Annotated in this window: 11 protein-coding genes; 8 read left to right on the forward strand and 3 right to left on the reverse strand. The window is 42.9% G+C overall.

All coding sequences use genetic code 11. From position 1 onward, the window contains the following. Positions 1-70: 70 nt before the first annotated feature. On the reverse strand, positions 71-1774 hold the full coding sequence (locus L3V30_RS09800) for an EAL domain-containing protein (RefSeq protein ID WP_237308824.1): 1704 nt from the start codon (positions 1772-1774) through the stop codon (positions 71-73). A 486-nt stretch (positions 1775-2260) separates the two neighbouring features. Here L3V30_RS09800 and L3V30_RS09805 point away from each other — a divergent pair, with 486 nt between their 5' ends. From L3V30_RS09805 to L3V30_RS09820, 4 genes are all read left to right on the forward strand, one after another. Then, entirely contained in the window at positions 2261-3478 is a 1218-nt protein-coding gene (locus tag L3V30_RS09805) for an HD-GYP domain-containing protein (protein WP_005394162.1), read from the forward strand. Positions 3479-3670: 192 nt separating this feature from the next. Continuing rightward, entirely contained in the window at positions 3671-4294 is a 624-nt protein-coding gene (locus tag L3V30_RS09810; RefSeq protein WP_237308825.1) for a LysE family translocator, read from the forward strand. 214 nt (positions 4295-4508) lie between these two features. Continuing rightward, positions 4509-6053: a YjjI family glycine radical enzyme gene (locus L3V30_RS09815; RefSeq protein WP_237308826.1), complete on the forward strand. Its 1545-nt coding sequence runs from the start codon at positions 4509-4511 to the stop codon at positions 6051-6053. Positions 6054-6076: 23 nt separating this feature from the next. Beyond that, positions 6077-6958 (forward strand): YjjW family glycine radical enzyme activase, encoded by an 882-nt coding sequence (locus L3V30_RS09820; protein WP_237308827.1) that lies wholly within the window; start codon positions 6077-6079, stop codon positions 6956-6958. A 24-nt stretch (positions 6959-6982) separates the two neighbouring features. Here L3V30_RS09820 and L3V30_RS09825 read toward each other — a convergent pair whose 3' ends face one another. Then, positions 6983-7921 (reverse strand): LysR family transcriptional regulator, encoded by a 939-nt coding sequence (locus tag L3V30_RS09825; protein ID WP_047008735.1) that lies wholly within the window; start codon positions 7919-7921, stop codon positions 6983-6985. 415 nt (positions 7922-8336) lie between these two features. Here L3V30_RS09825 and L3V30_RS09830 point away from each other — a divergent pair, with 415 nt between their 5' ends. Both L3V30_RS09830 and L3V30_RS09835 read left to right on the forward strand, forming a co-directional pair. After that, positions 8337-9107, forward strand: coding sequence for a TerC family protein (locus L3V30_RS09830; protein WP_085343871.1), 771 nt, complete (start codon positions 8337-8339; stop codon positions 9105-9107). 160 nt (positions 9108-9267) lie between these two features. Continuing rightward, entirely contained in the window at positions 9268-9870 is a 603-nt protein-coding gene (locus L3V30_RS09835; RefSeq protein ID WP_046875222.1) for a 2OG-Fe(II) oxygenase, read from the forward strand. Positions 9871-9931: 61 nt separating this feature from the next. Here the strand turns inward: L3V30_RS09835 and L3V30_RS09840 are convergent, their stop codons facing one another. Next, the gene (locus tag L3V30_RS09840) at positions 9932-11197 is read right to left on the reverse strand and encodes an HD domain-containing protein (RefSeq protein ID WP_237308828.1); all 1266 of its coding nucleotides are present in this window, start codon (positions 11195-11197) and stop codon (positions 9932-9934) included. Between the two features lie 624 nt (positions 11198-11821). Here L3V30_RS09840 and L3V30_RS09845 point away from each other — a divergent pair. Further along, positions 11822-13015, forward strand: coding sequence for an iron-containing alcohol dehydrogenase (locus L3V30_RS09845; protein ID WP_237308829.1), 1194 nt, complete (start codon positions 11822-11824; stop codon positions 13013-13015). Between the two features lie 161 nt (positions 13016-13176). Next, entirely contained in the window at positions 13177-14382 is a 1206-nt protein-coding gene (locus tag L3V30_RS09850) for an aromatic amino acid transport family protein (RefSeq protein ID WP_065646762.1), read from the forward strand. Positions 14383-14607 lie beyond the last annotated feature (225 nt).

Here is a 14607-nt window from a genome sequence, read left to right on the forward strand (position 1 = left end):
GTAGTTCAGCATGCTTAACGTGGCCGTGCGGAATAGCGTTAATTCTGGGATTATTTCGCCGAAGAACGGTTTAGCTCAATGAATAGCGACTGGCACTGGCAACAGAGAGTGGTTTAGAGAACCAATAACCTTGCAAATAATCGACGCCCATCTCGGAAAAGAAGTCACACATTTTTGCGTCTTCGATGCCTTCTATCACCACTTCAATATTATTTTCCTGACACATAGTGATAAGAAACTTCAAATACTCTTGAGAAGAGCGATTGGTCAGTGTCTTCCATGCCATCGACTTATCAATTTTGATTTGTGTCATCGGCAAGTCGAAGAAGCTATTTAATGAACTGTAACCAGAGCCAAAGTCATCGAGCGAGAGTGCAAAACCTAACTCCCTGAGCGTGCTTAGGGGAGCAATGGCCGTCTGGTTATTATCCAAAATAAACGTTTCTGTCAGTTCCAAAACAATAGACTCGGGGTCAACGCCAGCTTCATCCGCCATGGCTTTAATTCGCGTAGGGAATTCGCTGTTCATCAACTGAAGTACAGAAACGTTCACGTTAACACGAACTTGGTTTTGGTAACGTTCACGGTAGTTTTTGATGAATTCATACGCTTTGGCAAATACTTGATATCCCAGTTCGACGATCAATCCTTTGTTCTCTGCTACAGGGATAAACTCGTCGGGATAAATTTCGCCAAACTCTTTGCTACGCCAGCGAACTAGCGATTCGAAGCTCACCACTTTTGAGCTTTTGGCGTCAATAATTGGCTGAAACTTAACACTTAATGTCTGTTTTTCTAGCGCACTTTTAAGACCTTGCTCAATAAAGAAGTAGCGATCAACGGCATGCTGCGTCTTCTCACTGTAGACCGCGACGCGGTCTCTATTTTGTTCGCTCGCGTACTGACAAGTTCTTGCCGCTTTACGTAAAATTTCCTCTGCGGAGTGACTAGGGTCAATACAAGGATACAAACCAATGCTAATGTTGCTACCTAGGTATTGGCCTTCTTCAATCACCGCTTCATGGTAGGTTTGTTTTAAACTTTCAGCGTAACTCTGTAGCGCTTCTATTGAGCACTCATCGTGAATCAAAATCGCAAAGTCATCATCATGCACGCGATACACCGAGCTGTTTGGAGAGGGCAAGTGACTGAGAGTTTGTAGCAACTTCTCTACTAACCCATCGACCAGTTCACTGCCATATTGATTCAAGTAAGATTTGATGTCTTCGATCTGAATATAACAAATAGACGCGCAAGAATCGGTGGTACGTACACTGTCCTCGATATCCAGCAAGAGATGGGCGCGGTTAGCCATGCCTGACGCGTTGTCATGAAATGCAACTTGATGGATGTAACTTTCCATCAGCTTACGCTCAGAAATATCGCGATGGCTGCCAACCATGTAATGGCCATGTTCTGTTTCTTTGGTCATGGCTACGCCTTCTATCCAGACGTATTGTCCATTGGGTTTACGCACTCGGTAAGTGGTTGTAACCCTCGTATTGTTGGTCGTGATGTGCGCATCGACCCTTGTGGACAGCCTTTCTCGATCAAGAGGATGAACAAGTTCTAACCACTGCTCTAAACTGATTCGGCCAGCGTTAATACCGAGCTGTTCATAGAAGCCTTTGTTGTAAAATACCATGGTACCAAACTCATCCATGTAGAAGAGGCCTTCGTTAAATACGTCGAAGATATGAATGAATCGTTCTTCAACGATTTTCAGGAACTCTCGGTCACTATCTGAGGCTTGTTGGTCAAATATGGTGGTCAAGATATTTCCTCCTCGAGCGTGTTAGCATCAGAGATGAGTGTGGGGGTTTGATAACATAGAGTTGATCTGTTGGCGTACATTACAATCACAAAAGTATCAGTTCAAATTGTTTGGCTATCATTTTATGCGCTACTAGGTTAATAACATACTAAGATTAGGCGGCTAATCATCGACATTTATAAAAAATAGTCAACAGTAAAAATCATTTATAAAATACAGTTATTGATGCTGTCCGCAATCTATAAATATTTATGAATAATTATCCTCAAGTTATTTTAAGACGTGTCGGTTAGAGGTTCTGCTCTTGAGTGTCATATCTGTATATTTGCTAGGCTAAAGACCATATTAAAAAAAAGGGCTTAGTGATAGCGATAGGTTATTAATTGACAGGATGCTCATTAATAGTAATCAATTCTAATTTATTATCACGCCAATTAATCAAATCTCTTATAATACTGCCGTTAATATCGAGTAAGCTTTCTTTTTATGCAGTACGATCCAAAAAATTCAATCAAAATTGCGCTCGCTGATGTCGGCGTTGGTATGTTTGTTACCGCGATAGAGCACAACAAGCGCGTAAATTTAGCCAATGCAGGGCGGATATCTAGCCCAGAGGGCATTAAGAAGCTTACCGCGAGCGGCGTGAAGTATGTTTGGGTAGATCAAACATTATCTTCTCAGAAGTGTGTCTTTAAGCCTGTGGATGAATCCATTGTTGCCGTAGAAGAGGAGCGAGAGCCCAAGTCCTCTGACTTTTCGAAGGTTCAACGCGCTTATCGCTCGAGAGATGTTCAACATAAACGAGCCAAAAAGCTAATTGCGGAAGCAAAAGATCTGGCGCAGAAACTATTGAATCAAACTTTTGAAGGCAAAATCATTGAAGTTGATGAGGTAGAAGCTTGGGCCGATGATGTCATTGAAAGCGTTTTTATCGACTCAGATGCGTTGCAATGTGTTTCTGCACTCCGAAAAAAAGACTCCTACTTGTTGGAACACTCCGTCAATGTGGCTTGTCTTTTAGTGTCATTTGGTAAGTACTTGGGGTTAGATAAGCAGACACTAAAGCAGCTCGCTATTGGTGGCATCATTCATGATGTAGGTAAAATTAAAGTTGATGACAAGATTTTGCATAAACCAGCAAAGCTAACACCTGAAGAGTTTGAACACATGAAGCTACATCAAGTGTTCGCTGGTGAGATTATTCTCCATGTAAAGGGCCTTAGTGATGTGAGTCGCGATGTCTGTTTGATGCATCATGAGAAGTTAGATGGCAATGGTTACCCTAGAGGCTTGAAAGGCGATGAGATTCCGATTCACGGCCGCATGAGTTGTATTGTTGATATTTACGATGCATTGACGGCCGATCGTTGCTACAAAAAAGGCATGAGCTCAGCAGAAGCGTTTAAAATCTTGTTGAGTTTAACGCCATTTCATTTAGATGCAGACCTAGTCTACAAGTTCATCAATTGCGTTGGGATGTACCCAGTGGGCTCTATTGTTGAGTTGAGTGATGGGCGTGTTGGTATTGTTTGGTCCTCAAATGACTCTCAAGCTTTAAAGCCAGAAGTGAAGTGTTTTTACTCACGCAAATATCAGCGTTATATCGATGTGGCGATGGTCGATTTGAAAAATAGCTTACACAAAATAGAAAGAGCAGTCGCTCCGTCATCGTTAGAAATCGATCCCAAGCCTTTTTATGATTAAGAAAAATAAACATGCTTTACAACCTTGCATGCAGAGCGTATTTTGATTGCATAACTATCTATTAATGGTTTCTAAATTATGTAGGGACTAGGTGGTTATTAAAGAATCGAGTTTCATGGATGGAAACTGAGCTAGGAATATCTCAATAAAGATTGAGATATAACCCTTAACTTTTTGCGGGAAGGGATGCCAATGCAAATTGATACATGGATTTTTTACACCCTGGCCATTTTGGTGCTCACTGCATCGCCTGGGCCAAGCTCATTGCTGTGTTTAAGTAAAGGTGTGAGCAGTGGGTTTCGTATTGCCCTCATGACTGCGCTAGGCAGTTTATCAGCGATCACTATTATACTAACGCTTTCTTTTACCGGGTTAGGGGTTGTGATTGCCTCATCTGAGTTGGTCTTCAATATTATCAAATGGTGTGGTGCCGCTTATTTAATCTGGTTAGGCATTCAAGCGCTGCGCTCTTCTCAAACGGATTTTAACAAAACGGCAGCCGTCCAAAGCTCCTCGAATACGATCAGCGCGTTCACCAGTGGTTTTATTGTTGGTGCTAGTAACCCGAAAGCGATTGTCTTTTTTACCGCTTTGTTTCCTCAGTTCATTGATCCCTCTGCGCCTTTGCTGGCTCAATACGCGATTTTTGCATCTACATTTGTGGTGTTTGAGCTAAGTTGGCTAACATTTTATGCATTATTAGGTGTAAAAGCTTCAGACTGGCTGTTTGTCGCTGGAAGAGCCAAGTTGTTCAATCGCCTGACTGGCGGAGTATTTATTAGCGCGGGCGTCATGTTGTCGACGGCAAACCGATGAGAAAGCGCGTGTTCGGTGCATGGTTGGGTTATTTCAATAGCGTAAGTTGCAATAACCTAATTTAGCGTTAGCTTATTTCCATTATGGAAATAGACGTTTTGTTTATTTTCATTAGTGGCAACAGGTAAGCCGGAGTAAAATCACGTTACTCTTTAGGGGTAGAATCCATGTTTTAGCTTGTGGGTTTGTGGTTACTTTTTCAGGGACATCTCAGATGAAAAGCCTTTCTGAACTACAACAACGTTTTCTATACATTGCGACTGATGTTCGTCTTTCTCCAAAACAAAAGTCGAACTTTTTGGCCTTGGAGGCGGAAGCATGTATTCCTTACATGTCGATTTCCCCATCGCTAAGACAAGCAATGGATGAAGGAATCATCTGTGATATGTTTGAAGGCCATGCACCTTTCAAACCACGCTATGTGCTGCCTGATTACGCTAAGTTCCTATCGCAAGGCTCTGAGTATCTAGAGTTGCTTCCAGCTGACGATTTCGATGATGCGCTGAATATGCTCACCATCATTTACCATCATGTTCCATCGGTAACGAATATTCCGGTGTATTTAGGTCAGTTGGATGATGTCTTGCTGCCTTACATAGGCGACCTAACAGAGAATCAAATTTACAAAAAGTTAAAACATTTTTGGATCATGTTGGATCGCACATTGCCAGATGCGTTTATGCACGTGAATGTCGGACCGACAGACAACGTTATTTGTCGCACTATTTTAAAAGTGGACGCCGAGCTCAAGCAGATTGCGCCAAATCTTACTTTTATGTACGACGAGTCGGTCACGCCTGATGATTTACTTCGTCAAGCGACGCAGAATATTTGCGAGTGTAGTAAGCCTCATATTGCCAATTACCCTGTGCACTCGAAAGCCTACAGCGGTTCACGTTTTGGTATTGTAAGTTGCTACAATTCACTGCCACTGGCTGGTGGTTCAAACACGCTGGTGCGAATGAACCTAAAAGAAGTCGCAGAACGAGCATCGGATTGTAACGACTTCTTAAACAGTGTTTTACCTCTATACCATCAATTAATGGTTGAGTTGATGGACGCTAGAAGTACGCACTTGCATGAAAAGTCCAATTTCTTTCAAGGATTTTTGACGCAAGAAGGGTTGATTGAAGAGTCCCGTTTCGCACCAATGTATGGCATTTATGGTATGGCAGAAGCGGTGAATCTTCTGTTCGAAAAAGAAGGTCAAACGGGGCAGTACGGAAAAGATGAACGTGCGAATGCCTTTGCTCATGATGTTTCAGCCACACTGGCGAAACTAGTGGAGTCAACCCCAGTGAAATACGGTTTGGATGGCAAAGCGCTCTTACATGCTCAAGGTGGTATTAGCTTAGATCTTGGCGTTACGCCAGGTGTGCGCCTTCCTTATGGCACGGAGCCAGACCCTGTCACTTATGTACAAGCAACAGCTGAGCATCACCAGTATTATCGTGCAGGTATCAGCGATATTTTGACGATTGATGAAACGGTGAAATCAAACCCAGAAGCGATGTTCAATTTGTGCAAAGGGGCATTAAATGCAGGCTATCGTGAGTTTACCGCGAATGTGGCCTCAAATGATTTGATTCGCGTTACGGGATACATGGTTAAACTTTCTGATATCGCAAAATATGATGCAGAAGGTTCGAGAACCAATACGACGTTTCTGGGAGCAGAGGCGGCAAAAAATACTGGGATTTTAGAACGCTCACCACGTGTGGTGAGTCATGAAATGACACCGACCTACACGCAGGCGTAAAGGTCGGTTTAGGAAAGAACAAGATGTCTAGACGAAGTGGAAGCCTTTTGGCAAAAGTCACTCGTATCCTTCCTTTCTCTTGTGTTGATGGGCCAGGAAATCGTCTAGTCATCTTTCTACAGGGTTGTAACTATCAGTGTTTGAACTGTCATAACCCTCATACAATAAACCATTGTAATCACTGTGGTGATTGTGTGAGTGAGTGCCCGGCAGACGCACTGAAGTTCGACGAAAACAACAACGTTGTTTGGCTTAAAGAGGAGTGCACCCACTGCGATCATTGTATAGAGATATGTCAGAACCAATCTAATCCAAAAATTACTGACTACTCTGTGGTAACAATGCTCGATTTGATACGCAAACATCGCTTTTTCATCAGTGGTGTTACAGTATCCGGTGGGGAATCTACCTTACAACTTCCTTTCATTATTGAGCTGTTTAAAGGGATGAAGCAATATCCTGAGCTACAGCACCTTTCTTGTTTCATCGACAGCAATGGCTCTTTATCAGTGACAGGTTGGCAGCGTGTGCTTCCTTTTCTGGACGGTGCGATGATCGATTTGAAATCGTGGCAGACAGAGACGCACCAGTGGCTAACTGGGCGTGATAATCACCGTGTATTCAAAACGCTTCAGTACCTCGCAAAGCATGAAAAATTGTATGAAGTTCGGTTACTGCATATTCCAGGGAAAAGTGATTTAGATATAGAAATCGTAGCGATTGGGCGCTATTTGAGTACTTTGCCTGAATCGGTGCTTATCCGTTTAAATGCATTTCAACATCACGGAGTCATGGGGGAGGCGCTAACTTGGGATGTCTGCTCGCGCCATGATATCGAACGCTTAAAATCAGAACTTTTACGTTACGTGAGTAACCCCATCGCAGTGCCGGCTATACTCACGTAATGCAGTTTTGATTCGTTATCTTACTCACGCATCGCACGCGTCTAGCATGGCACAGGCATCGAGCAATTGTTTTTGTAGCCATTTTAAAGCCGGATCGTTCAAGCTCGCTTTGTTCCAAACGAGGCTGTAGGCTACCTGTCCATAATCGAATGGAAGGGATTGTTCAACCAAGCCTTTTGCTTGCATGGCCGCCCTTGCCCAAAGTTTGGAACAGGTGAACAAGTAATCTGAGTGCTGACACATCACCGCAGCTGAGCCAAAATCCGCTACACGCATAGCCATGTTTCGCTTCGAGTGCCTTTGTGTGAGGTTCTGCTCGAAATAAGGTTGTGAGAGATCTTTATCATGAATCCCAATGTGTCTTGCACAGAGGTAGCTTTCAACAGACAAAGGCTGTTTAGAGAGTGGATTTGATGGTCCCATTAAACAAACCATTTCGTCTTTCAGAATGGTTTGCCATACCAAGTCTTTGTTTTGCGTGGGCGGCTGACTAAGATCGTGTGGAAGCAGCAAAAAGTCCACTTGGCCTCTTACCAACGCATCGAAACTCATTTCCTCTTTTGCATGCACATTCAAATGTGCGTGATTACCGAGTTGCTGAGATAAATGTTGTAGAACTGGCGCAAAAAGCTCAAACGAACTTTCACGCATAGCTAATGAGAAACTGCCCTGATAGTAAGCTGGATTAAATGAGCCCTGATGTAATAATCCATTCATGCTAGAGAGTATGCCATGGATTGAGGGGCCAATGTGCAGCGCAAATGCTGTTGGTACCAAGCGAGTACCATCGCGATAGAAAAGGTCATCTTTCAGCGTTTCACGTAATTGCCCAAGTGTTTTACTGACGCTCGAAGGTGTTACACACAGGCGCTCTGCGGCAAGCGTAACACTGTGAGTGGTTAACAACATATGCAATACAGTGAGATGTTTTAGGCTAATGCGTGAAAGAGCAATGTAGTCCATAAATAGCATGGTTTCTTATGATTTTTGGCAGTATATCAGGATGAAACAAATTTTTACTATTGTTTATCTCGTAAATGAGCATCTTTCGCTTTGAGCTCAATGTATTTAACGTGTTGCGTAAAAATAATTTGAGCTTTGTAAGATTAAAGAACTCTCTTGGATTTGTTAGGTCTTTGGCGTTTTCCTTTCTTCAATTTTAGAATTTCTATTTTATTTATCTTTCTAGTGCGAGGGCTGAATAGTTTGTGTACGAATGAAAAGCCGTCATTACCTATTAAAAATAGCCATTGTGTTGTTGATTGTTTGGTGATTTACTCAAGATCCTTAAGTAACAGAGGTATAAATAATTAATGGACGACCCCTTTAGTCGACAGAACCCTTCACCGTATGTCTTCCCATCACTGGAGGCGTACTCATGTTAGAACTTTTCATGCAACCAGAGGCTTGGGCGATTTTTGCCACTTTGTTTGCGCTTGAAGTTGTCTTAGGCGTTGATAACGTCGTTTTTATCTCCGTCCTATGTGAAAGATTGCCACAGCACCAACGTAAACTGGCAAGAAACCTTGGCATCGGCCTTGCTGTTATTGCTCGTATTGCATTGGTTTTTTCTATCTCTTGGATTATGCAGTTGACTCAACCACTGTTTTCCGTCGCAAACCAAGCGTTTACCGGAAGAGACGTGATCATGATCGCGGGTGGTGCATTCTTATTGGCAAAAAGCCTGAAAGAGTTGTGGAGCTGGCTAAATCACAATGAATCTGGCCACTCGACTCATGCTCGTACTGGATTAGCGGTAGTACTGCTGCAGATTGTTGCTGTGGATGCGGTATTCTCAATGGACTCGGTGATAACCGCCGTCGGTTTGACAAGTGATGTCCCGCTTATGGTCGCGGCGATTGTCTCGTCTGCAATCGTGATGGTAATGACTGCTGAAAAAATCAATAATCTGGTGACGCGCTATCCCGGCTTTAAAACGTTGGCATTGCTGTTCCTCGTTTTATTGGGTGGCTTATTGATGGCAGAAGGCTTCGCAATTCATATCAATAAAGGTTATGTGTACTTTGCGATGGCATTTGGTTTGATTCTGGAACTTTGTCATATCCAGCTAAAAAACAAACAGCGTCCTAGCATTAAGCGTCTTCGTCCGTTGCGAATTCGAGCAACGAGATTAGAAGCTCGTCAATAATAAACGACATTGCCGCTCACATGAGCGGCATTTTTGTATCTTACATCGCCTATTTTAATTCTCGTTTTGCTTTGTTGTCGTCTCGATAAAAAATCGCATTTGTTGTTGTGTCGCAGATTTTTTATATAGAGCGCCCAACTAACACGAGTGAACGAAAATAATGAATAAAATGATCGATGCGTTAGCAACCAATGGCTACTACATCTGGGATGATTTTCTTTCTGAACAAGAGGTGGCTCAACTGCGAGATTGCATTCCAAGCAACTGGAAAAAAGCACGTATTGGTCGTAACGATGATGTTACTCGTATTGAATCTATTCGAAGTGACAAGATTCAATGGTTATCGCCAAATATGGGGCATGCTGTTACTTCTTACTTGGATAAAATGGAAGAGATCCGCCAAGAAGTGAACCGTCACTTGTTTCTTGGACTTTTTGAGTACGAAGCTCATTTTGCCAAGTACGAGAAAGGGGACTTCTACCAAAAACATTTAGATTGTTTCAAAGGTAACGAAAACCGTCGATTGACGACCGTTTTTTATATGAACGAATCCTGGACGGAAGAAGACGCGGGTGAATTAGTAGTATACGATTTGAATGACACTAAAATTGCAACCATTCCCCCACGCTCAGGGCGTTTGTTCGTATTCTTATCAGAGCAGTTCCCACATGAGGTGTTACCAACTAATGCCGAGCGTTTTAGTATTGCTGGTTGGTTCAGAATCAATGGTGTGCGAGATAATTTACTTGATATTGCTAGGTAGCTGTTTGTCGGCCTAGTCTTATCATCCTAAAAAAGGGGGCGTGTGTTCGCCCCTGTTTTGATTAAACGTCGGTTGAGAGTTCGTAACACTCTGTCATGTTTCGTTCTAATACCGCATAAACGTTAGAGCAAAGCTCCTCTTTGGCTATTTGCTCACCCATAATGTCGGCGATCTGTGTTTGAGTCATTCGTCCTCGATAGGGGCGATCTTGAGACAGGGCTTGGAAGACATCCGCGACAGCAATGATACGCGATGGAACATCGAGCTCGTCGCCTGTTTTGTGATAGGGATAGCCCGACCCGTCTAAACGTTCATGATGATTGGAAGCCCATTCCGCTATTTTCGCGTTAGGAAAGACCTTGTGCAATGCGAGCTGAGTATCAATGGTATGGCGTTTAATGCGTGTGTACTCTTGTTTGTTCAGAGAGCCTTCTTTGTGAAGGATTTCATCTGGTGTTTTTAACTTTCCAATATCATGCACCAGCCCTGCAATATATAACATTTCTTGGTCGTGCTCGTTTAGCCCAAGCTTAATTGCTAGATAACGAGATAATTCCGCTACTTTTTGTGAGTGTTGATAAGTGAACGGGCTCTTTGCATCGACAATTTGAGCGATAAACATTCCCAAACTATTCATATCTTGGATGGTTAATTGTTTTTGAAGCCAATCAATGCTTTTAAAATTTAGGCCTATAGTTTCAATATTTTCCGACTCCATCGCGAACCAAAACGCGTCGGTCATGACGAGTTTAACCATTGCTTCGGCCATGCTTGGATTAAACAAGGTTCCAACGTTTGCCATGATGCACTCAGCAATCAATTCTTCATGAAGCGTGACAATGTCACAGTGGCAGTTCATGACGTATTTTGAGCGCATAAAATCAAGGCGGTCTGATAAGTAGAGCAGGGCGGCCACCTCTTTTTCAAAAGGCGGTAAATCGAGCTCTTTTAGTTCGCTCCAATGTGTATGGTGGTAAAGAACTGGTGTCGCAAATTGGCGCAACAAACGACACTGCTCGAGGCTTCGGTACCCTCTTAAGCAGTGTGTTTTCACGTCTTGTGGCACGAGCTCTTCAAGTAACATTTTATGTTCTTGTGTTTCGGAGACTCCACAGTCGTGGATCATACCTGCGAAGTAACAAAACTCCGCTTTTTCTGGCTCCCAACCCATGACGCGAGCACATTGGTAAGCGATATAAGCGACACGATGGCTGTGGTGAGTATCGTCAACACCGACATAATCGAGTGCTCGAGCAACCCAGATAAGTGCTTGTTTTAGATCGACTTCAAAGCCCGTGTCCGTATGGGAATGGCAAGAATGATTCATGGTTTATACCGACATTGCTAATTAGCCCACGCGAAACCCAAATCAGAAGGTGATAGGAAAATTGGGTACGACAGCGAATAGACCCCAAAAAGGTGGGCGTTTAGACGTAGTTTTAATTATGGGGCGGATAATAATCCTAGTTGCATAACAATATCACCTGAAGCTCATGATTAAGAGTCAGTTATTTGAACTAAGTATTAGTTTTGAAAGATTATTGTTGCTTTTATTGACTTATTTGAAAACGACAATAAATCATGATGTAACGCATTCTTATTTGTATTTTTATAAGTGATGTTCGGATTAGATTACTGATATTCCGTACCGTTATGTGATTAAGCAGAATTCATATTTTTGAGTTTGTATGAATGATAAGGCACCTTCAATAACCACTTTATGATCGGCAAAGCCGAAGAGGGGTGAGTTATTAAGGTAACGCTAATGGAAAGTCATAAAAAATAATTTTCTCTACAGCTCACATGGTGTGGGGAGATCAAGATAACGGTATTGCTCCCTCAGCAGCATTTATGTGTTGATGGAATGACTTAATTAAAAATGTGTGATTGCAAAGTAAGCATAGGTGATAAAAGTAGCTAGAATGATAGCTCTAAATGAAAAGGATTTCGTATGTTGAAGCATCGCTTATATCGGACTTACACCGCAGGGCTAAAAATAGCAGCTCTTATCCTTCCTATGCCGAGACCAACCTTGTTTTCCGGCCCTGGTTCGATGAATGAGCTATTAGAATCGATGACCGAACTGGGATTTAAACGCGTCTTATTAGTTACCGATGAAGGGTTAGTCCAAGTCGGTATTGTCGATAAGGTGCTCAAGGCGGCAGCACAACTCGATTTACAGTTAGATATTTTCTCGAAAGTGCAGCCCGATCCTACCTATGATCAGGTAGAAAGCGGTCTAGAGGCTTACCATCGTTTTCATTGTGAGGGCATATTAGCTTTGGGAGGTGGCTCGGCAATGGACTGCGCAAAGGTCATTGCTGCGAAAGTTACCAATAAACGGCCAATAAAAAAGTTAGCTGGACTATTGAAAGTATGGCGAATGCCAGCGCCTCTGTTTGCTATTCCAACGACCGCAGGAACAGGAAGTGAGGTCACTATCGCCGCGGTCGTATCAGATCCCTCCTCACACATTAAAACCCCTTTGATGGATCCAAAGTTGGTACCACTAATGGCAGCTTTAGATGCGAACTTAATGATTGGTTTACCTCCTAAGATCACGGCTGATACTGGCGTTGATGCATTAACTCACGCTATTGAGGCGTATGTGTCGAGAAATGCTACTCAAGAAACTAGGGCTTACTCTGTTGCCGCCATTAAGTTAATTTTTAAGTATCTTCCTCGGGTCGTAGCACAAGGGGATGATGTTGAAGCTCGACATAAAATGGCCATGGCATCCTACTATGCAGGTTTAGCATTTACGAAAGCGAGTTTGGGTTATGTTCATGCGTTTGCTCACACATTCGGTGCGAAATATGGAATACCTCATGGCATGGCAAACGGACTAGCCTTATTACCTGTGCTGCGCTTTTCATTATCAGAGATAGAGCCTCAACTAAGAAAACTCGATGCGTTGACGGCCGAAGGGCAGTCAGGTGAGGCGAGTGCTCAACACTTTTTGACGCACGTGGAGTCTTTGTTTGCAAGCATTGATATTAAGCAGAAAAGTGCACTCATTAAGCGCGAAGATGCTGATGCGCTTGTAGATTTAATTCTGAAAGAGGCGCACTGGAATTACCCTGTCCCTAAGTTCATGAGCAGGGAAGAATGTACTCAGCTATTGTTGGATATTAGTGGCGTGTAAGTTTTTATTTACACCTGTGGTTTTTTATCCTTACACTTTGCTTGATCTTCTGCTTAAGATCCTACAATATCGACAGCATTACAAATATGGTATTGGTTTCGGTACGCCGTTGCCCGATCTAATACCGATAATTCCTAATAAAGTGTAAAGATAAATATACAATGAGTCGTTCTAAAGTATTCGGTAGTACGCTAATTATTGCGGGCACTACAATAGGTGCTGGCATGCTAGCCCTTCCACTTGCCTCTGCCGGCATTGGTTTTTCAACTTCAATCATCATCATGCTCAGTTTATGGGCTCTGATGGCTTTCACTGCCTTACTCATGCTTGAGCTTCATCAGCATGCAGAAAGTAGTGCAACTCTTCATACTTTAGCGAAACAGATCCTGGGCCAAAAAGGCAAGTGGGTGGCAAGTTTTGCGATGTTGTTTCTGTTCTACTCATTGTGTGCAGCGTACATCGCTGGCGGTGGTGCTCAGTTCGGAGACCGCCTTGCACAATGGTTTGACCTTGATATTTCAGGGCCTACATCAACGATAATCTTTACCTTGATTGTGACTTTAGTTGTGACAGTGGGTACAGGTACGGTCGATAAAGTTAACCGAGTGTTGTTCGCGATGAAACTTGTTGCGATGGTTGCTGTGCTTTCTTTTCTTGCTCCAAACGTTACGGAATCTTACTTATTGAGTATGCCGATTGAGCAAGGTCTTATTGTAGCGGCGATTCCTGTTATCTTTACTTCATTTGGTTTCCACGGAAGTATTCCGGCAATTGTGAATTACTTAGATGGCGATACTTCTTCTTTGCGCAAAGCCGTTATTATTGGCTCGACGATCCCGCTCGTGATTTACATCTTTTGGCAGATCGTGACATTGGGTGTGGTTAGCCAAAGTACGCTTATTGAAAACGGCGGGTTGAGCGCCCTTATTGGTCAACTATCGCAGACGGTGCACCAATCAAACTTAGGCAACATTGTCGGTGTATTTGCTGATTTGGCACTGTTAACGTCATTTCTTGGTGTGAGTTTGGGTCTATTCGAATTTTTGGGTGATACCATCAAAGGGAGCAACGATAAGCCTAATCGCTTGGTTGCGGCACTCGTGACATTTACCCCACCGCTGGGCTTCGCACTTTTTTACCCTCAAGGCTTTATTATGGCTTTGGGTTATGCAGCGATTGCATTAGCGATTTTAGCCATCTTTTTACCTCTGGTTATGGTGATCAAGGTTCGTAAATCGGATGATTTTACAGGAGAGTACCGAGTAGCTGGTGGCCAAGGCGCATTAGTGATAACGGGTATCGCTGGCACAGGTATCGTATTAGCTCAGCTGTTAATTACGCTGGGTGTGCTTCCTGCTCTGGGCTAGTTGTTTAGAACGTTCTCTGAATAACCTCTAGTTACTGAATCCATCGTAATCAATCAGTATTGTTAAGCCAACGAGTTGCGCTCGTTGGCTTTTTTAATCTGGATCAAATTACCGTAAGATATTCGGTGAAAGAATTGGTAGAAATGTGCTTTTATTTCGTACACTTAAGTTGTGGTATATCGATAATTTAAGTGGAGAAAACCGCTCAAAATACCATTGAATTTA

The organism is Vibrio sp. A1-1 (assembly GCF_021728175.1).
Classification (GTDB): Bacteria; Pseudomonadota; Gammaproteobacteria; order Enterobacterales; family Vibrionaceae; genus Vibrio; species Vibrio diabolicus.